The following is a 19,156-nucleotide window of genomic DNA, read 5'->3' on the forward strand; positions in this document are numbered from 1 at the left end:
CCAGCGCTCGGCACCGAACCCATTTGACGAAACCCCATCACTTGGCCGTACTCCAGCCGTCAGATACCGTCGCGCACCGGAGCGCTCCCCACCCCCGGACCCCGACCGGAACACGGAGACCGCACAATGCCCCGACGAGCACCACGACGCTGGGCGAAGCGCGCCCTGATCCTGCTCACGTCCCTCACCATGCTCTGCGTCGTGCCCCTGAGCGGCACCGCCTCGGCGCACGGCTCGACCACCGACCCGGCCTCCCGCAACTACGGCTGCTGGCTGCGCTGGGGCAGCGACTTCCAGAACCCCGCCATGCAGCAGCAGGACCCCATGTGCTGGCAGGCCTGGCAGGACAACACGAACGCCATGTGGAACTGGAACGGGCTCTACCGCGACAACGTCGGCGGCAACCATGAGGCCGCCGTCCCCAACGGCCAGCTGTGCAGCGCCGGCGAGACCCAGGGCGGCCGGTACCGCTCCATGGACACGCCCGGCGCGTGGAAGACGACGCCGCTCGGCAGCACGTTCAGCGTCCGCCTGACCGACCAGGCGTACCACGGCGCCGACTACATCAAGGTCTACATCACCCGCCAGGGCTACGACGCCACGACCACCCGGCTCGGCTGGAACCACCTCGAACTGATCAGGGAGACCTCCAGGTACGCACCCGCCAACGTCTACCAGATCGACAACCTCAGCAAGGGCTCCCGCACCGGCCGCCACATCGTCTACACGATCTGGAAGGCCTCCCACATGGACCAGACGTACTACTTCTGCAGCGACGTCACATTCAACTGAAGCAGCCCCCAGCCGGACGCGGCCCGTCCGCGTCCGGCCTCATCAGACGCACGTACGGGGGACGTAGCCGCACATCGGCCCGTTTCGGTGTCGGTGTTACAAGCCACCCGGTGCGGAGGGCGGTGGGCCGGCGCATACGCAGGGCACTGCGAGCAGCGTGCCCGCCTCTTCGTCGATGTGCAGGACCGTGCCCGCTCCCATGCAGACGCGGCAGCCCAGCGCGGCCGCGACGTAGGGGTCCGCCCACACCCGGTGGCCGGCGGCGGTCGGCGGAGGTGGTGGCGGCTTCGCACCTCGCTCCGCGGGCTCGTTGTCGCCGCCGACGACGCCCTGGCCGGCGCAGAACCGGCAGGTGAGGAAGAGCGGCCCTATCCGCTCCCCGCGGCCGCCTTCGCATTCCGGGCAGGTGATGGGGTCGGTCACGCCCGGCCGGTCCCACGGCACGTCGTGCACGGCACCCACGTGCGCTGCTCGTCCTTCTTGCCGTTCAGCTCCATCCACTCCCCTTGAGCGCCCAGACAGATCCCGCAGACCGGTGGCGCCTCTTCGTCCTCGCCTTTCTTCGCCATGGCCGGACTGTAGCCGGACCGATGCGCTCCGTCTGTCACCCGAGCGAGGGAAGCCTGTACCGAGCCCGGTTCGACGATGGCGCGGAACCGTTGCCGCGGCCTGCCTCCCGGGTCTAGGGCGAGCGCTCCCTAGGGGTGCGGGTGGGTGGAGGGGCGTAGTTCGAGGTCGATCGGGTGAACGCGTTCCGTCCCGGGCTCGGCGGTGCCTGACAGGAGTTCGAACAGCAGCTCGGCGCAGCCGGCCCCGGCCTCCCGGGGGCGCAGGTCGATCGAGGTGATCGGGGGGTCGGCCATCCGGGTGGCGGCGCTGTCGACGCAGGAGGCGAGGAGCACGCCGGAGCCCGTCTCCCGCACCATGGGCGCCACCTCGGTCGCCGCCCCGGCGGGAGCGCACACCAGCGCGTCCACCGCCTCGCCGTCGCTGGACTCGGGCGCGAGCAGGGTGCGGGCGGCGGCGCGGATCTCCTCGCCGGTGGCGTCGAAGGAGACGCGGCGGACCCGGGGGACGATGTCCTTCGTGGCGCACCACTCCAGGTAGCCCCGGTGCAGGCTGGCGGCCCAGTCGCTTTCGTCGCCGGCCACGATGAGGCCGGGGCGGACGGAGCCGGCCGTGCTGAGGTGGTCGAGCAGGCGGTGGAGCATCGGCGCGTGTTTCGACCACACCACCCCGTCCGCCTGCCGCGCCCCCGGGAAGCGTTCGCAGGAGACGGTCGGCAGGCCGGTGGCCATCAGGCTCTCCACCACCGGGTCGCCCCCGAGCGGGTCGCCGAGCACCAGGCCGTCGACGCGTGGCGGGCGGGAGCGGCGCTGGCCCGAGGTGATCAGGGTGACGTCGTAGTCGTGCCGCGCCGCCTGTTCGACCACGCCGAAGACGAACGACATGTAGTAGGAGGAGCGGGTCAGCACCTCGGGCACGTGCAGGCCGATCGTCCCCGTGCTGGCCTTACGCAGGTGGCGGGCCGAGCCGTTGGGTACGTAGCCGAGCCGTTCGGCGACCCGCGCGACCGTCTCGCGGGTGCGCTCCGAGACCCGGCCCGAGCCGCGCAGGGCGTCGGAGGCGGTCGTCTTGGAGACGCCGGCTTCCCTGGCGACGGTGAGGATCGTGACCGGCTCGTCTGCTTGCACGCCCTGATGGTACTGGTGCATTTTCCGTCCTCGTCCCCTGGCTGTGCCGGGCTCCCGGCCCCTCGGTCCCCGGCCTGCGCGCCCAGCCGGAGCGCGGCGTCCCCGTCCTGCTTCCGTTAAGGATCTGTTTCGCCTGGGCCTCAGGTCTTGTGCCTCGCGGCCGTCGCAATTAAGTTAGCGCGAAACTTGCCGGAACGTTCCGGCAGCAGAAAGGGGCGGAACGTTGCACCTGTCCACCGGGAAGCACCCCCACCCTCTCGACCCGCTCGCCGCGCGGGAGATCGACGAGGTCAGACGGATTCTGGTGGCCGAAGGGCTGCTGACGGAGACGGCCCGGGTGGCCTATCTCGGTCTGGAGGAGCCGCCGAAGGGCGAGGTGCTGGCGTACCGGCCGGGCGACCCCGTCACTCGCCGGGCCCGTGCGTTCCTGCTCGACCTGGCCACCGAGGCGGCGCTGGACGTGGTCGTCTCCATCGGCGCGGGCCGGGTGGAGTCGCGCGAGCCGATCGACCCCGCGATCGACGGCCAGGTGCCGATGCTGGACGAGGAGCACGCGCTGGTCCGGCGGGTGCTGCGCGCGGACGCCGCCTGGGCCGAGGCGCTGGCCAGGCGCGGCATCGACGACCCGCAGGGCGTCTACCTGGCCGCGCTCAGCGCCGGCCACTTCGGGCTGGCCGAGGAGGAGGGACGGCGGGTGGCCAGGGTGCTGGCGCACGTCATGCCCACGCCGGAGAGCCTGCCCTGGGCCCACCCGGTGGACGGCCTGGTCGCGTACGTGGACCTGGTCAAGGGCGAGGTCCTGGAGATCGTGGACACCGGCCCCCAGCCGATCCCCCAGGAGTCCGGCGACTACGGCCACGGCCCCTTCCGCACCACGCAGAAACCCATCCACATCACCCAGCCGGACGGCCCCAGCTTCACCGTGGACGGCCCGCTGGTGCGGTGGGAGAAGTGGAGCCTGCGCCTCGGCTACGACATGCGCGAGGGCCTGACACTGCACCGGATCGGGTTCGAGGACGGCGGCCGGGTCCGCCCGATCGTGTACCGGGCCTCGGTGGCCGAGATGGTCGTCCCGTACGGCGACCCGAGCCCGATCCGCTTCTGGCAGAACTACTTCGACACCGGTGAGTACCAGCTCGGCAAGCTGGCCAACTCCCTCGAACTCGGTTGCGACTGCCTCGGCGAGATCACCTACTTCGACGCCGTCGTCACGGACGGCGCCGGCCTGCCCAAGGTGATCACGAACGCGATCTGCATGCACGAGGAGGACTACGGCGTGCTGTGGAAGCACACCGACCCGGCCAACGGCTCCAGGGAGACGCGCAGGCAGCGCCGCCTGGTGATCTCGTTCTTCGTGACGGTGGGCAACTACGACTACGGCTTCTACTGGTACCTCTACCTGGACGGCACCATCGAGCTGGAGGTCAAGGCCACCGGCATCGTCTTCACCGGCGCCTACGACGAGCGGGCCGCGCCGTACGCGTCGGAGGTGGCGCCGGGGCTGGCGGCCCCGTACCACCAGCACCTGTTCGGGGCCCGGCTGGACATGACGGTGGACGGCGTGGCCAACGCCGTGGACGAGGTCGAGGTGGACATCCCGCCGGCCGGCCAGGACAACCCGTACGGGAGCGTCATCCGCCGCGCCGTCACCCGCCTGCGCACCGAACGCGAGGCCGTCCGGGACGCCGACCTGAAGGCGGAGCGCACCTGGCACGTCGTCAACCCGGACGTGCGCAACCGGCTGGGCCGCCCCGTCGGCTACGCGCTGCACGCCGAGGGCAGGCCGACGCTGCTGGCCACGCCGGGGTCGAGCATCCACGAAAGGGCCGAGTTCGCCACCAGACATCTGTGGGTCACCCGCTACCACCCCGCAGAGCGCTATCCCGCCGGAGACCTGGTGAACCAGCATCCCGGCGGCGCGGGCCTGCCCGCCTACACCAGGGCCGACCGCGACATCGACGGGCAGGACATCGTGCTGTGGCACACGTTCGGCCTGACGCATTTTCCCCGCACCGAGGACTGGCCGATCATGCCGGTCGACACCTGCGGGTTCGTCCTCAAGCCGGTCGGGTTCTTCGACCGCAACCCCACGCTCGACGTACCGCCGAGCGCCGCCGAACGTTCCTGTCACTAGAGGAGAAGAGGCCCATGCGTAACCTACGCCTGGCCTGCGGTGTCGCGGCCGCCCTGCTGGCTTCGGCCTGCGCCGCCACCGGAACGACCACCAGCCCGACGGCCGCGGCGCAGCAGAGCGCCGCCCCCGGCTACCTCGCGCTCGCCGACCAGTCCCTCCCTTCGGGAGGCACGCTCAACCTCCAGGTCCACATCGACAGCGGCGCCGCCACCGGGTACGACCCGCAGCTCGCCGACGTCGCCACCACCTGGCAGCTGCTGTCGCTGTCCTACGAGACGCTGGTCACGGTGGGCCCCGACTTCTCCGTGCAGCCGCTGCTGGCCGAGAAGTGGGACACGCCGAGCCCCACCGAGTACGTCTTCCACCTGCGTAAGGGCGTCCGGTTCGCCAACGGCAGGGAGATGACGGCCGACGACGTGGTGGGCAGCCTCAAGCGGCTGCTGGCCTCCAAGTCGGTGTGGCGCGGGCAGCTCGGCCCGGTCAAGTCGGTGACCGCGGACGGCGACGGCGAGGTGAAGGTGACGCTGAGCGAGCCGTACACGCCGTTCCTGACGGCGCTGGCCAACGTGCCCGCGGCGGTGCTGCCGATGAAGGAGATCGACGACAAGTCGGTCGATCCGGCCACCACGCTGCTCGGCACCGGCCCGTACGTGGTCGAGAACCACCGCCAGGACGTGTCGTGGGCGTTCAAGCGCAACGACCAGTACTGGAACAAGGGCAAGCCCGCGGCCGACGCGCTGAACATCACGATCGCCCCCGAGGAGGCCGCGCGCATCGCCGCGCTGCAGAACGGCAGCGCCGCCCTGGCGACCCTGGGCAACGTGGACTCGGCCACGATGCTGGCCGGAGCCGGGAACGTCCAGGTCGGTACGCAGGCCACGACGGACTTCTACTACCTGATGCTGAACAGCCTGAAGCCGGGCTCGAAGCTGGCCGACCCGAAGGTGCGCCAGGCCATCGCCATCGCGCTGGACAACCAGCAGATCGCGGACGTCGCGCTGGGCGGCCAGGGCAAGCCGACCGCGATCACCCCGGCGGGCCTGCCCGGCGCCTGCGACCCGGCCGCGCTGCCGTCGGCGGCCAAGAGCGTGGACGACGCCAAGGCGCTGCTCGCCGAGGCCGGCGCGCAGGATCTGTCGTTCACGCTCACCATCTTCTCCACCGAGCCGGCCCCGGCGGTCGCGCAGGTGATCCAGCAGAACCTGCAGCAGGCCGGCATCACCGTCAAGATCGAGCAGATGGACGAGGCGAGCTGGTCGGGCAAGGTGTACGGCAAGGCGCCGGCCGACTTCGACGCCGCCCTGTCCTGGTTCGCCGGCTACGCCGACCCCGGCATGGTCACCAAGTGGTGGAACCCGGAGACGGCCGGCTTCAACGTCGGCTTCATGAAGCCGGACAAGGAGCTGAACACGCTCATCGACGCGGCGGGCAAGGAGCCGGCCGGGCCGTCCAGGGATCAGGCGCTGACCGCCGTGTGCGCCAAGGCGGACGCGGACGCGCAGATGATCCCGCTGGTCACCCGCCCGGCCACGGTCGCGTTCAGGACCGACGCGCTCAGCCCGAGCCTGTACGCCACCGAGGGCTACGGCAACGTGCTGCGCCTGGTCGCCGACGCCCGCGTGAAGAAGACCCAATAATTATGCGGCTGCTGATGTGGTGGTCCGGCCGGGCGCTCAGCTCGGCCGCCACGCTGCTGGGCGTCTCGGTCCTCATCTTCGCCGCCGTACGGCTGATGCCGGGCGGCTTCGCGGAGACCGTGCTCGGGCCGTTCGCCACCGCCGAGCAGAAGGCCGAGCTGGCCGCCCGCTACGGGCTGGACCAGGCGGTCTTCCTGCAGTACGGGCACTGGCTCTCGGCCGTGGCGGGCGGCGACTTCGGCGTCTCCATGATCAGCCGCCAGCCGGTGGGCGCGGAGCTGCTGGCCCGGCTGCCGGTCACGGCCGAGCTGACGGTGCTGGCCGTGCTGGCGAGCGTGCTGGCCGGGGTGCCGCTGGGCGTGCTGACCGCCGTGCGCGCCCGCCCCGAGGGCGGCGGCGCGGCCGGGCGGCTGCTCAGCGGGCTGGGCGTCAGCGTGCCCGAGTTCGTGCTGGGCAGCCTGGTGGTGTTCGTCTTCTCCCGGTACGCTCTCGGCCTCAAGGTCGGCTCCTGGGTGCCGCTCACCCAGGACCCGGCGGCGAACCTGGCCACGATGATCCTGCCCGCGGCCGTCCTGTCGGTCTTCTCCATCTCGGTGACCGCCAGGACCACCCGCGACGCCGTCATGGGCGTGCTGGTCGAGCCGTACGTCACGGCCGCCGTCGGGCGCGGGGAGTCGCCCTGGTTCATCGTCAGGCACCACATCCTGCGCAACGCCGCCACCCCCGTGGTCACGCTGATCGGCACCACGACCGCGTACCTGCTGGGCGGCGCGCTGATCGTGGAGCACGTCTTCAACCTGCCCGGCGTCGGCTCCTACATCGTGCAGGCCGTCGGCCGCCGCGACTACGCGGTGGTGCAGGCCGGGGTGCTGCTGGCGGCCGGGGTGTTCATCGTGATGAACGTGCTCATCGACCTGCTGGTCGGGATGCTCGACCCCCGGCTCGGCGTCATGGCGGGGAGGCGCTCGTGAGAAGACTGGATCGGCTGTCCATCGGCGGGCTGGTCACGCTGCTGGTCCTGGTGGTGTTCGCGCTGGGCTCGCTGATCGGGGCCGGCGGGGATCCGGACGCGATCGTCGGCCCCCGGCTGCAGCCCCCTGGCTCCGGCTGGTGGCTGGGCACCGACAACCTGGGCCGCCCGGTGCTGCCGCGCGTCATGGAGGGCGTGGGCACGACGCTGCTGCTGTCGTCCGTCGCGGTGCTGGTCACGGCGGCGTTGAGCGCGACGTTCGGCATCGTCGCCGGATACCGTGGCGGTTACCTGAACGAACTGGTGATGCGCCTGGTGGAAGTGCTCTACTCCTTCCCGGCCATCGTGCTGGCCATCCTGGTCGCCGCCGTGCTCGGCCCCGGCCAGACGGCGGCGCTGGCCAGCATCGTGCTGGTGACGATCCCGCTGATGACCCGGCTGGTGCGGGCCGCCGCCGTGGCCGTCTCGCAGCGCGACTACGTCACCTCGGCCGTCATCAGCGGCGCCCGGCTGCCGCGCGTGCTCGTCCGGCACGTGCTGCCGAACGTGGCCGGCACGATCGCGGTGCAGGGCACGTACGCGCTGTCGGTCGGCATCGCGGTCGAGGGCGGGCTGAGCTTCCTCGGCTTCGGGGTGCAGCCGCCGCAGGCCTCGCTCGGCGTGCTCATCCAGCAGGGCGGCACGTACATGATCGCCGCGCCCTGGCTGATCCTCGGCCCGGGGGTCGTGCTGGTGGCGGCGATCCTGGCGATCAATGTGGTCGGCGACGGGCTGCGCGACCGGCTCGAACCCAGGGAGACGAGGACCTTGACGTGAGCCTGCTCTCGGTACGGAATCTGGTGATCGACTATCCGCGCACCCGGGCCCTCGACGGCGCCGATCTGACCCTGGAGCAGGGGGAGAGCCTCGGGCTGGTCGGCGAGAGCGGATCGGGCAAGTCCACGCTCGGCTCCGCCGTCGGCCGGCTGCTGCCCACGTCGGCGCGGCGGACGGACGGGGAGGTGCTGGTCGCCGGGGAGCCGGTGTTCGAGCTGCCCGCCGCCCGGCTGCGCCACCTGCGCAGGAGACACCTCGGGTTCGTCTTCCAGGACCCGATCGCCTCGCTCGACCCGACCATGCGCGTCGGCGCCCAGCTCCGGCTGGTGCTCGGGCGCGACGGCGACGTGCGCTTCCACCTGGGACGGGTCAGGCTGGACGACCCCCGGGTGCTGCGCGCCTACCCGCACCAGCTCTCCGGCGGTATGGCGCAGCGGGTGGCCATCGCGATGGCCATGGCCACCTCGCCCGAGCTGCTCGTCGCCGACGAGCCGACCGCCGCCCTGGACAGCCAGGTGCGCGAGGAGGTGTCGAACGTGGTGTTCTCGCTGGCCGCCGAGGCGGGCACGGGCATCCTGTGGCTCAGCCACGACCTGCCCGCCGTGGCCCGCCGCTGCGACCGGGTCGCGGTCATGTACGGCGGGCGCGTCGTCGAGAGCGGCCCCGCCCGCCGGGTGCTGGGCGATCCGGCCCATCCCTACACGGCGGCGCTGGCGGGCTCGGCTCCCGCCGCCGCGCCCCACGGCGTCCGGCTCCATCCGGTGCCCGGCCGCCCGCCCGTGCTGGAGGGCCCGGCCGCCGGATGCGCCTTCGCGCCGCGCTGCCCGTTCGCGGAGGAACGCTGCGAGCACGAACGCCCGGTCCCGGTCCGCGTCCGCGAGCAGGACGTCCTGTGCCACCGGGCGGGAGAGCTGGAGGGCCGCCTGTCGCAGGGCGACGCCGTGTCGGAGGTGAAGGCGTGATCCTCGAACTCGACGACGTCACCGTCACCTTCGCCGCGGGGCCGCCGTTCCGGCGCATCCACCTCGACGCGATGCGGCACGTCACGCTGTCGGTCGCCGAGGGCGAGACGCTGGGCCTGGTCGGCGAGTCGGGCTCCGGTAAGACGACCACCAGCCGGGTCGCCCTCGGCCTGCAGCGTCCCACGGCCGGCACCGTCAGGTTCGGCGGGCGCCCGTTCCCCAGACGGCGGCGCGAGCTGGCCGGCCGCATGCAGGCCGTGCTCCAGCACCCGCACTGGTCGCTCAACCCGCGCATGCGCGTCGGCCAGAGCGTCGCCGAGCCGCTGGCGGTGCTCGGCCGCCTCGAAGACGGCCGCGCGGGCGACGCGGTCACCGAGGTGCTGGAGCAGGTCGGCCTGGAGGCGGCCTTCGCCGGCCGCTATCCGCACGAGCTGTCCGGCGGCCAGCGCCAGCGCGTCTCGATCGCCCGCGCGCTGGTCACCAGGCCGGGCTTCATCGTCTTCGACGAGGCCGTCAGCGCGCTGGACGTCTCCGTCCAGGTGCAGATCCTCAACCTGATCAAGGACCTGCAGGGCGAGTACGGCTTCAGCGCCCTGTTCATCTCCCACGACCTGGGCGCGGTGCGTTACGTCGCCGACCGCATCGCGGTCATGCGGGCGGGCGAGATCGTGGAGACCGCCGAGACGGCCACCTTCTACACCGCCCCTTCACACGAGTATTCGAAGCAGCTTCTGGAGGCCCTATGAGAGACGACGCTGTGAGAGACGCTGTGAGTGCGGACCCGCGCCCGGCGACCCCGTCGGAGTTCGCGCCGGGCGGGCCGCGCAACGCGGACCTGCCGCTGACCCCGCAGCCCAGCCCCGGGCGCGCCTCGGTCGCGTTCGACCTGCCCGGCGTGTTCGTCGGCACGGCCGAGTACGGCGAGGGCCCCACCGGCTGCACCGTCGTCCACCTGCCCGCGGGCGCCCGCACGGCGGTGGACGCGCGCGGCGGCGCGGTCGGCATGAGCGGCGGCTACGACTTCAACCACGCGATCTGCCTGGCGGGCGGCTCGGTGTACGGGCTGGCCGCGGCGGCGGGCGTCAGCGACGAGCTGCTGGCCCGCCGGGACAACCGCACCAAGTGGGACGAGCTGCAGCTGGTGTCCGGGGCGGTGATCTACGACTTCTCCTGCCGCGACACCGCCGTCTACCCGGACGCCGAGCTGGGCCGGGCCGCGCTGCGCAACGCGGTCGAGGGCGCGTTCCCGGTGGGCCGGTGCGGCGCGGGCCGGACGGCGAGCGCCGGCAAGGTGGACTTCGGCCGGGCGGAGTTCGCCGGTCAGGGGGCCGCGTTCGGCACGTTCGGCGAGGCCAAGGTGCTGGTGGCGACGGTGGTCAACTCGGTGGGCGCGGTGATCGACCGGCAGGGCCGGGTCGTGCGCGGCAACTACCACGCCGACCTCGGGGAGCGCCGCCACCCGAGCGCCGACTACGCCGCGGCGATCGGCGACGGCGCACCGTCCGTCATGGGCAACACCACGCTGACCGTGATGATCACCAACGTCCGGCTGACGGACGTGGAGCTGCTCCAGGTGGGCCGCCAGGTGCACAGCTCGATGCACCGGGGCATCCAGCCGTTCCACACGCTGACGGACGGCGACACGATGTTCGCGATGACGACCGACGAGGTCGAGCTGACCGGCGTCAAGCCGACCGGCCTCGGCACGCTGGCCTCCGAGGTCGCCTGGGACGCGATCCTGAGCGCGGCGGAGTAGCCGGGATGTACACCTTTCCCCGCTACGCGGCCCCGGATCCGGCGCAGGTGGACCTGCTGGTCAGGGAGAACCCGTTCGCGCTGGTCGTGAGCGCCACGGACGGCGCGCCGGTGGCCACGCACGTGCCCGTGATCCTGGAGGGCGACCACGTCGAGGGCGGCACGCTGCTCGGGCACCTGGCCCGCGCCAACCCGCACTGGCGCTCCTGGGAGTCTTCGCCGGAGGTGCTGGTGATCTTCCAGGGGCCGCACGGCTACGTCTCGCCCACCGTGTACGCCACCGACCCGGCCGTCCCGACCTGGGACTACGCGGCGGTGCACGTGACCGGCCGGCTGGAGCTGCTCGACGACGCCCTTGAGGTGGTGGAGCGCACGGTCGAGGCCGTGGAGTCGGGCCGCCGCCCGTCCTGGGAGGCGACCCCGGCCTCGCGGGAGAGGTTCCGCGCGTTGCTGCCGGGGGTAGTGGCCTTCCGGGTGCACGTGCGTACCGTGCAGAGCATGTTCAAGCTGAGCCAGGACATCGACGCCGAGCGGTACGCCCGCGTCCGCGACTCCTTCGCCGCGGAGAACCCGCGGCTCGCCGACTTGATGGACAGGTCATGACATTTCCCTGCTTTACGTCCAGCCAGACCGACCCCCGGGCCCGCGGCAAAGAACTGGGCACCCATCTGCGCAAGCGCATCGTCGCCAACCTCACCGGCTACGGCGAGCTGTTCGCGGTGGCCGGCGCCACCCCCGAGCAGGTGCGCGCGTGGGGCGAGCGGGCGCTCGACCGCAGCGCCGCGTGGGCGCCGTCGCTGGCGGACGAGATGGCCGGGATCGCGGCCGGCGCCGGGCTGGACCCCTGGCAGGTCGCCGTGGTCAACGCCCGCACCGAGATCCTGGCCGGCATCGACGCGGTCGGCCACGGCGAGTGCTCGACCTCCGTCGTGCTGCCGCAGGACGGCCCGCCGCGTACGGTGCAGACCTGGGACTGGCACGACCACCTGCGTGACGCGCCGATGTTGTGGGAGCTGGAGCCGCGGCCCGGCCACGTCGTGCGCACGTTCACCGAGGCAGGAGTGCTGGCCAAGATCGGCGTCAACACGGCGGGCCTCGGCGTGCACTTCAACATCCTGCGCCACGACGCCGACACGGCCGAGACCGGCGTGCCCGTCCACCTGATCGCCCGCCGCATCCTCGACGAGGCGGCCACCGTCGAGCAGGCCGCGGACATCGCCCGCTCGGCCCCGGTCTCCGCCTCCAGCGTCATCACGGCCGTGACCGCCGACGACGCGGCCTCGATCGAGATCTCACCGGCCGGGGTGGCCGTCATCCCGCCGGACCCCGGCGGGGTCCTGCAGCACTGCAATCACTTCCTGGACGCGGACCTGGCGGCGGGGGAGCGGCACGCCACCGAGCGGCCCGGCACCTACGACCGGCTGCGGCACCTGCACGAGCACGTCGAGGAGCTCAGCGACCCCGACCTCAACGCGCGGGCGCTGGCCATGCTCGCGCACGCTCCCGGCGCCGCGCCCGTCTGCGCCCACCCCGACCTGACCCAGCCGCTCAACCAGCGCTGGGAGACGCTCGCCACGATCGGCCTCGACCTGCCCGCCGGGCGGCTGCGGGTGCACCAGGGCGGGCCGTGCCAGGTCACCGAGGCGACCTGGCAGACCTTCTGAGCGCTCTGCTTGAAGGCTCTATTTGAACGCCGGGATGCCGGTGAGCGCCTTGCCGATGACCAGCGAGTGGATCTCCGAGGTCCCCTCGTAGGTCAGCACGGACTCCAGGTTCACCGAATGCCTGATCACGGGGTATTCGAGGGTGATGCCGCTCGCTCCGAGCAGCGTGCGGCACTTCCTGGCGATCTCCAGGGCCTCGCGCACGTTGTTCAGCTTGCCCAGGCTCACCTGCTCGGGGGTGAGCGTGCCGGCCTCCTTCAGCCGGCCGAGGTGCACCGCGAGCAGCAGGCCCTTGCCCAGCTCCAGCGCCATGTCCGCGAGCTTCTCCTGGGTCAGCTGGTACGACGACAGCGGCCGGGCGAACACCTCCCGCTGGGCGGTGTAGGCGAGGGTGGCCTCCAGGCAGTCCAGCGCCGCCCCCATCGCCCCGAACACGATCCCGAACCTGGCCTCGTTCAGGCAGCCGAGCGGCCCGGACAGGCCCCTGGCGCCGGGCAGCATCGCCGCGGCCGGCAGGCGTACCCCGTCGAGCACCAGTTCGCTGGTCACGCTCGCGCGCAGCGAGATCTTGTGCTTGACGTCGTTGACGGTGAAGCCGGGGGTTCCCGCGGGGACCAGGAAGCCCCTGACGCCCTCGTCGGTGCGGGCCCAGACCACCGCCACGTCCGACACCGAGCCGTTGGTGATCCACAGCTTGGTGCCGTTCAGCACCCAGTCGCCGCCCTCGCGCTTGGCCGTGGTCCGCATGCCGCCGGGGTCGGAGCCGAAGTCGGGCTCGGTCAGGCCGAAGCAGCCGATGCGCTCGCCGGCCGCCATCGCGGGCAGCCACTCCTGCTTCTGCTCCTCGCTGCCGTACTTCCAGATGGCGTACATGGCCAGCGAGCCCTGCACCGAGACCAGGCTGCGCAGGCCGGAGTCGGCCGCCTCCAGCTCCAGGCAGGCCAGCCCGTACGAGACCGCGCCCATCCCCGCGCAGCCGTAGCCGTCGAGGTGCATGCCGAGCACGCCGAGGGAGCCGAGCGTGCGGGCCAGCTCCCGCGCGGGCAGTTCCCCGGCCTCGAACCAGCCGGCGACCTGCGGGCGGATCTCCCGGTCGCACACGAGCCTGACCGTGTTCCTGATCTCGCGTTCCTCGTCGGTCAACAGGGTGTCGAGGGCGAAGAGGGTGGTGGGTGCGATCATTCCCGCTCCGTATTTTGGATCCAATATTGAAAATCCAATATGGCACAGTTAGGGTGCGTTGACCATGGACGTTCTGAATCTCATCGGTGGCCGCTGGGTCGAGGGCGCGGGCGAGGAGTTCACCGACACCAACCCGGCACGGCCCTCCGAGGTCGTGGCGCGCGGGCGGTTCGCGTCCGTGCCCGAGGTGGAGCGGGCCGTCGCGGCGGCCGGGCGGGCCGCGCCCGGCTGGGCGGCGACCCCGCACCACGCCCGCGCCGCCGTGCTCACCGCCGCCGCCGACCTCGTCGCGGGCCACGCCGGCGAGTGGGGCGCCGAGCTGGCCCGCGAGGAGGGCAAGACGCTGCCCGAGGCGGTCGCGGAGGTTCAGGGCGCGGCCCGGATCATGCGGTACTACGCCGGCGAGGCCGACCGGGAGAGCGGCGAGATCTTCGCCTCCCCGCGCCCCGGCGAGAACGTGCTCGTCGTCCGCAAGCCGATCGGCGTGGCTGGGCTGATCACGCCGTTCAACTTCCCGATCGCCATCCCGGCCTGGAAGATCGCGCCCGCGCTCACGTACGGGAACGCCGTGGTGTGGAAGCCGTCCTCGCTGGTGCCGCTGCTCGCCTACCGGCTGGCCTGGGCGCTGACCTCCGCCGGGCTGCCCGACGGCGTGCTCAACCTCGTCTACGGCGAGGCCGACGCCGGCTCGGCCGTCGTGGGCCATCCGGGCGTGGACGCGGTGTCGTTCACCGGCTCCACCGCCGTCGGCCGGGCCGTCATCGCCCGCTGCGGCGAACTGGGCAAGCCGGTGCAGACCGAGATGGGCGGCAAGAACGCCTCCATCGTGCTCGCCGACGCCGACCTCGACCACGCCGCCGAGCAGGTCTGCCTCGGCGCCTTCCGCTCGACCGGGCAGAAGTGCACGGCCACCTCCCGGCTCATCGTGGCCGACCAGGTGGCGGACGACCTGCTCGAACGGGTCGCGGACCGGGCCGCGCGGCTCGTCGTCGGCGACCCGCTGGACAGCGGCGTCGAGATGGGCCCCCTGGTCAGCGCGGCCGCCCGCGAGCGCGTCACGGCCGGGGTCGCGCGGGCCGTGGGGGAGGGGGCCAAGCCGCTGGCGGGCGGCGCGCCGCTGGAGCGCGACGGCTGGTTCACGCCGCCTACCCTGCTGGACCTGCCGGGGACCGGGGTGGACTTCTGGCGGACCGAACTGTTCGGGCCCGTGGTGGGCGCCGTACGGGCGGGCAGCGCGGAGGAGGCGCTCGGGCTGGCGAACCTCAGCGACCACGGGCTGTCGGCGGCGATCTTCACCCGGGACCTCGGGGCGGCGCTGCGCGCGGTCGACGGGCTGGAGGTGGGCGTGCTGCACGTCAACTCCGAGTCGGCGGGGACGTTTCCGCACGTGCCGTTCGGCGGGGCCAGGCAGAGCGGGTTCGGGCCCAAGGAGCAGGGGCGGGCGGCCAGGGACTTCTACACCAGGACGGTCACCGTCTACCTCGGGGCGCCGGCGTGAGCGGGGCGCTGTCCGGGCTGCTCGTGGCCGACTTCAGCCGGGTGCTGGCCGGTCCTTACGCGACCATGCTCCTGGCCGACCTGGGGGCCGAGGTGGTCAAGGTCGAGCGGCCCGGGGCGGGGGACGACACCCGGGCGTGGGGGCCGCCGTACGCGGAGGGGGAGGCGACGTACTTCCTCGGGGTCAACCGCAACAAGCGCTCGATCGCGCTGGACCTGCGCGCGGACGCCGAGGTCGCGCGGGCCCTGGCGGCGCGGGCCGACGTGCTGGTGGAGAACTTCAGGCCCGGCACGATGGAACGGCTCGGGCTCGGCTACGAGAGGCTGCGGGAGCTCAACCCGGGCCTGGTCTACTGCTCGATCACCGGGTTCGGGTCGGGGGCCGGGGCTGGTCTGCCCGGGTACGACCTGATCGCGCAGGCCGTCGGCGGGCTGATGAGCGTCACGGGCGAGCCCGGCGGGCCCGGCACCAAGGCTGGGGTGGCGCTGGTGGACGTGATCACGGGGCTGCACGCGGCCCTCGGCATCCTGGCCGCCCTCCGCCACCGCGACACCACCGGCCAGGGCGGCCGCGTCGGCGGGGTCGGGCAGCGGGTCGAGGTGTCGTTGTTGTCGTCGTTGTTGTCGGCGCTCACCAACCACTCCTCCGCCTACGCCGCCGCCGGCGTCGTGCCGCGCGCGATGGGGAACCGGCATCCGAGCATCGTCCCGTACGAGGTGTTCCAGGCCGCCGACCGGCCGATCGTGATCGCGGCGGGGAACGACCGCCAGTACCGCGCTCTGTGCGCCGTCCTGGACCGGGACGACCTGGCCGGCGACCCCCGCTACGCCACCAACGCCGCCCGGGTGGCCGCCAGGGAGACGCTCGTGCCCGCCCTCGACAAGGCCCTGGCCGGGCGGAGCGCCGACGAGTGGTTCGAGCGGCTGACCGCCGCCGGAGTGCCGTGCGGCCCGATCAACGACCTGGCCGCCGCCTTCGCCCTCGCCGAAGACCTCGGCCTGGAGCCCGCCGTCGACCTCGACGGCGTCGGCCAGGTCGCCAACCCGGTGCGCATGAGCGCCACCCCGCCCTCCTACCGCCGCCCGCCGCCCGCGCTCGGGCAGGACGACGCGTGGGTTCGTGAGATATTGGGGCCGTGAGTCCGGACGAGGCACGACGCAGGCCGCCCACGGCCCAGCAGTTCGTGCTGGCCGAGCTGCGCCGCGCCATCACCACCGGCCGCCTGCGGCCCGGCGCCCCGATCAGGCAGGACGCGCTGGCCGAGGAGTTCCAGGTCAGCCGCGTCCCGCTGCGTGAGGCGCTCAAGACGCTGCAGGGCGAGGGGCTGGTCACCTACGAGGCGCACCGCGGCTACTCCGTCGAGACGCTCTCCCTCGACGACCTGCGCGAGGTCTACCGCATCAGGCAACTGCTGGAGGAGGAGGCCGTGCGCCGGGCCGTGGCCCGCCTCACCGACGCCGACCTGCGCCGGCTGGCGGAGGCGCAGGACGAGGTCGAGCGGGCCGCGACGGCGGGTGACGTGCTGTCCATGGCCACCGCCAACCGGGTCTTCCACATGACCCTGTTCGACTGCGCGGGGATGCCGCGGCTGGTCCGGATGATCCGCACGCTCTGGGACACGACCGACGCCTACCGGTCGATGTACTACGGCGACGCCGGCAACAGGGAGCGGGTGGTCAAGGAGCACCGCGCCACCCTCGACGCCCTGCGCCGCGGGTCCGCCGACGAGGCCGTGACCACGCTCAACGTGCACCGCGACCACGCGGTGGCCGAGCTGGAGCCGTACCTGAACGCCTGAACGTCCGAGCTCGCCGCCGGCACTCCGCCGCTGCCGTGAGGGGTCTGTGACGCGGGCTGCGTCACCCCCGGGTGTCTGACTCATCTCATTTCGAAAAGTCACTCGTTTTGTCGGCCGCGCCGCAGTAGCTTGTGATGATCTTCAAAATGGACCCCTACGAGGAGGGCAATGTTCCCCCAGCCACGACGGGTGGGCATCTTCACGCTGCTCACGCTGGTCGTGTCCGTCGGCACGACCGGCGCGACGGCGCCGTTATCCGCGGCCGCGCGCGAGGCCGCGTCCCCTCCTTCCGCGTCCGTCGCGGGACAGGCCACGGCTTCCCCGGCCTTCTCAGGAACGTCCCCCGCTCTCTCGGGAACGTCCCCCGCTTCTTCGGGGACGCCCACGAAGGTGGTCGTGCCCGCCCTGGACGACGTGTTCGTCAGCCAGGAGGAGCCGGCCAAGAGCTTCGGCGCCGCCACGTGGATGTCCGTCTGCGGCGCCACCTGCGGATCCTCCGCCGCCGGCCGGCGGGTCGCGCTCGCCAGGTTCAGGGTCTCCGGCATCCCGGCCGGCGCCGGGAACGTCACCGCCACCCTTGAGCTGACCCCCACCAGGACCGCCGCGACCACGCTGTCGGCGCGCGAGGTGTCCGGCGCCTGGACCGAGACCGCGACCACGTGGCGGACCCGCCCCGAGCTCGGGAAGGTGCTCGCGAAGCACACCGGCTTCACCGCCGGCCGGCCGGTCCGCCTCGACGTCTCCCCGGCGATCTCCCGTGACGGCGCCTACTCCTTCGCCCTCACGCAGCCGGACGGCACGCCCACGGTGCTGTACTCCTCCCGTCAGCGCGGCGACCGCGGCCCCAAGCTCACGATCACCTACACCACCGGCGCCACCCCCTGTGCCACGCTGCCCTTCGACAAGCCCTCGGCCGCCGCGTTGCGCGCCTCGGCCAAGAAGGCGTTCGCGTTCTACTTCCCGCCCTTCCCCGTCTCGGTCGACAACAAGGACCCGGCGGACGACCAGTACGCCTCCTGGCTCGACCCGGCCGGCTCCAGCGGCCTCTACCGCAGCAGAGGCGGCTACCTGCGGGATCGGCCGCTGACCAGGTCCGTACGGCCCGAGGCCCACTGGCGGCGGCTCGACTTCGAGCGCGAGGTGCGCCAGGCCATCGCGCAGGGGCTCGACGGGTTCATCTACCAGCACCACACCTCCAGCGACCAGCGCTGGAACCAGCTGCCCCAGCTCCTCGACGCCGCCGAGGCCGTGGACCCGCAGTTCAGGATCGTGCTCAGCCCCGGCTTCCCGGCCGCGGCCGGAGCCTCGTACACCAAGATGATCTCGGACCTCCTGCTGGTCAAGGGTCATCCATCGCTGTTCACGCTGCCCGACGGGAGCGTGCTGCTCGCGCCGTACACGATCGAGCGCCAGCCGCCCTCCTGGTGGCGGGCCGCCCAGGCGGCGCTGGCCGCCAGAGGCATGCGGACGTCGCTGATGTCGATCTTCAGCTACTGGGACGGCCGCGGCAGGACCGAGTGGGACGAGTACGTCTACGGCCACTCCTCCTGGGGCGCCAACCGTCCGGGGGTGACCGGCGGTTTCGTCAAGGCGGCCAGGGCCGCGCACAAGCGCGGGCTGACGTACATGGCGCCGATCGGATTCGAGGACACCAGGGTCAAGGACCTGCGCTACTGGGAGGCGCGCAACAGCAGCACGCTGCGCGGCTCGTGGCGGGCGGCGATCAAGGGGGACGCCGACTGGGTGCAGCTCGTCACCTGGAACGACTACGGCGCGTCGCACCAGGCGCCCTCGAAGGCGCGCGGCCACGCGCTCGCCGACGTCAACGCCTACTACACGACCTGGTTCAAGACCGGCGCGGCGCCGCGGATCGTCCGGGACGCGCTCTACTACTTCCACCGCGGCCACAAGGCCGGCGCGCCCTACGACAGGAGCAGGCAGACCGCCGGCGGGTTCACCATCGCGGCCGGTCCGGGGCCGGTGGACCAGGTGGAGCTGCTGGCGTTCGTGAAGGGGCCGGGCAAGCTGGTGATCACGCAGGGCTCGGACGTGCGGAGCAAGCGGGTGCGCGCGGCCGGGGTCGTGTCGTTCAAGGTGCCGATGGTGCCGGGGACGACGCCGGTCTTCGAGCTGCGCCGGGGCGGCGACACCGTCCAGACGCTGCGCAGCTCGACGCCCATCAGGGCCGGCGTCACCTACCAGGACATGATCTACCACGCGGGCGGCGGCACCGCCTGCTCCGCCTGACCCGGCA

Annotated in this window: 18 protein-coding genes; 14 read left to right on the forward strand and 4 right to left on the reverse strand. The window is 72.5% G+C overall.

Annotation, left to right across the window (positions count from 1 at the left end; genetic code table 11):
- Positions 1-126 precede the first annotated feature (126 nt).
- The gene (locus B0I32_RS06750) at positions 127-792 is read left to right on the forward strand and encodes a lytic polysaccharide monooxygenase auxiliary activity family 9 protein (RefSeq protein WP_106235902.1); all 666 of its coding nucleotides are present in this window, start codon (positions 127-129) and stop codon (positions 790-792) included.
- Positions 793-888: 96 nt separating this feature from the next.
- On the opposite strand, the gene B0I32_RS06755 is transcribed toward B0I32_RS06750, so the two are convergent.
- From B0I32_RS06755 to B0I32_RS06760, 3 genes are all read right to left on the reverse strand, one after another.
- Entirely contained in the window at positions 889-1,254 is a 366-nt protein-coding gene (locus tag B0I32_RS06755) for a hypothetical protein (RefSeq protein WP_106235903.1), read from the reverse strand.
- Positions 1,212-1,361: a hypothetical protein gene (locus B0I32_RS57485; protein WP_181307097.1), complete on the reverse strand. Its 150-nt coding sequence runs from the start codon at positions 1,359-1,361 to the stop codon at positions 1,212-1,214. Before B0I32_RS57485 ends, B0I32_RS06755 begins: the two co-directional genes overlap by 43 nt.
- Positions 1,362-1,490: 129 nt before the next feature.
- Positions 1,491-2,486: a LacI family DNA-binding transcriptional regulator gene (locus tag B0I32_RS06760; protein WP_219911668.1), complete on the reverse strand. Its 996-nt coding sequence runs from the start codon at positions 2,484-2,486 to the stop codon at positions 1,491-1,493.
- A 223-nt stretch (positions 2,487-2,709) separates the two neighbouring features.
- On the opposite strand from B0I32_RS06760, the gene B0I32_RS06765 reads away from it, so the two are divergent.
- The 9 genes from B0I32_RS06765 to B0I32_RS06805 are packed head-to-tail and all read left to right on the forward strand — an operon-like array spanning position 2,710 to position 12,424.
- Positions 2,710-4,620 (forward strand): primary-amine oxidase, encoded by a 1,911-nt coding sequence (locus B0I32_RS06765; protein ID WP_106235906.1) that lies wholly within the window; start codon positions 2,710-2,712, stop codon positions 4,618-4,620.
- 14 nt (positions 4,621-4,634) lie between these two features.
- Positions 4,635-6,257, forward strand: coding sequence for an ABC transporter substrate-binding protein (locus tag B0I32_RS06770; RefSeq protein WP_106235908.1), 1,623 nt, complete (start codon positions 4,635-4,637; stop codon positions 6,255-6,257).
- 2 nt (positions 6,258-6,259) lie between these two features.
- Positions 6,260-7,228, forward strand: coding sequence for an ABC transporter permease (locus B0I32_RS06775; RefSeq protein WP_106235910.1), 969 nt, complete (start codon positions 6,260-6,262; stop codon positions 7,226-7,228).
- Positions 7,225-8,043, forward strand: a complete 819-nt coding sequence (locus B0I32_RS06780) for an ABC transporter permease (protein WP_106235912.1) — start codon at positions 7,225-7,227, stop codon at positions 8,041-8,043. Before B0I32_RS06775 ends, B0I32_RS06780 begins: the two co-directional genes overlap by 4 nt.
- The gene (locus B0I32_RS06785) at positions 8,040-9,005 is read left to right on the forward strand and encodes an ABC transporter ATP-binding protein (protein ID WP_106235914.1); all 966 of its coding nucleotides are present in this window, start codon (positions 8,040-8,042) and stop codon (positions 9,003-9,005) included. The genes B0I32_RS06780 and B0I32_RS06785 overlap by 4 nt, the downstream gene beginning before the upstream one ends.
- Entirely contained in the window at positions 9,002-9,751 is a 750-nt protein-coding gene (locus B0I32_RS06790) for an ABC transporter ATP-binding protein (RefSeq protein WP_181307119.1), read from the forward strand. Before B0I32_RS06785 ends, B0I32_RS06790 begins: the two co-directional genes overlap by 4 nt.
- Positions 9,752-9,774: 23 nt before the next feature.
- The gene (locus B0I32_RS06795; RefSeq protein WP_245955640.1) at positions 9,775-10,761 is read left to right on the forward strand and encodes a P1 family peptidase; all 987 of its coding nucleotides are present in this window, start codon (positions 9,775-9,777) and stop codon (positions 10,759-10,761) included.
- A gap of 5 nt (positions 10,762-10,766) precedes the next feature.
- Positions 10,767-11,363 carry an FMN-binding negative transcriptional regulator gene (locus tag B0I32_RS06800; RefSeq protein WP_106235918.1) on the forward strand — a complete coding sequence of 199 codons (597 nt, stop codon included), beginning with the start codon at positions 10,767-10,769 and terminating at the stop codon, positions 11,361-11,363.
- The gene (locus B0I32_RS06805; protein ID WP_106235920.1) at positions 11,360-12,424 is read left to right on the forward strand and encodes a C45 family autoproteolytic acyltransferase/hydrolase; all 1,065 of its coding nucleotides are present in this window, start codon (positions 11,360-11,362) and stop codon (positions 12,422-12,424) included. The genes B0I32_RS06800 and B0I32_RS06805 overlap by 4 nt, the downstream gene beginning before the upstream one ends.
- Before the next feature lie 18 nt (positions 12,425-12,442).
- On the opposite strand, the gene B0I32_RS06810 is transcribed toward B0I32_RS06805, so the two are convergent.
- On the reverse strand, positions 12,443-13,606 hold the full coding sequence (locus B0I32_RS06810) for an acyl-CoA dehydrogenase family protein (RefSeq protein WP_106235921.1): 1,164 nt from the start codon (positions 13,604-13,606) through the stop codon (positions 12,443-12,445).
- A 64-nt stretch (positions 13,607-13,670) separates the two neighbouring features.
- Between B0I32_RS06810 and B0I32_RS06815 the strand changes: the two genes are divergently transcribed.
- From B0I32_RS06815 to B0I32_RS06830, 4 genes are all read left to right on the forward strand, one after another.
- Positions 13,671-15,104 carry an aldehyde dehydrogenase family protein gene (locus tag B0I32_RS06815; protein WP_219911669.1) on the forward strand — a complete coding sequence of 478 codons (1,434 nt, stop codon included), beginning with the start codon at positions 13,671-13,673 and terminating at the stop codon, positions 15,102-15,104.
- Positions 15,101-16,243, forward strand: a complete 1,143-nt coding sequence (locus B0I32_RS06820; protein ID WP_106235925.1) for a CaiB/BaiF CoA transferase family protein — start codon at positions 15,101-15,103, stop codon at positions 16,241-16,243. Before B0I32_RS06815 ends, B0I32_RS06820 begins: the two co-directional genes overlap by 4 nt.
- The gene (locus tag B0I32_RS06825) at positions 16,240-16,902 is read left to right on the forward strand and encodes a GntR family transcriptional regulator (protein ID WP_106235927.1); all 663 of its coding nucleotides are present in this window, start codon (positions 16,240-16,242) and stop codon (positions 16,900-16,902) included. The genes B0I32_RS06820 and B0I32_RS06825 overlap by 4 nt, the downstream gene beginning before the upstream one ends.
- A gap of 168 nt (positions 16,903-17,070) precedes the next feature.
- Positions 17,071-19,149, forward strand: coding sequence for an endo-1,3-alpha-glucanase family glycosylhydrolase (locus tag B0I32_RS06830; protein WP_106235928.1), 2,079 nt, complete (start codon positions 17,071-17,073; stop codon positions 19,147-19,149).
- The last annotated feature ends 7 nt before the right edge of the window (positions 19,150-19,156 follow it).

Source organism: Nonomuraea fuscirosea, from assembly GCF_003001935.1.
Taxonomy (GTDB): Bacteria; Actinomycetota; Actinomycetes; order Streptosporangiales; family Streptosporangiaceae; genus Nonomuraea; species Nonomuraea fuscirosea.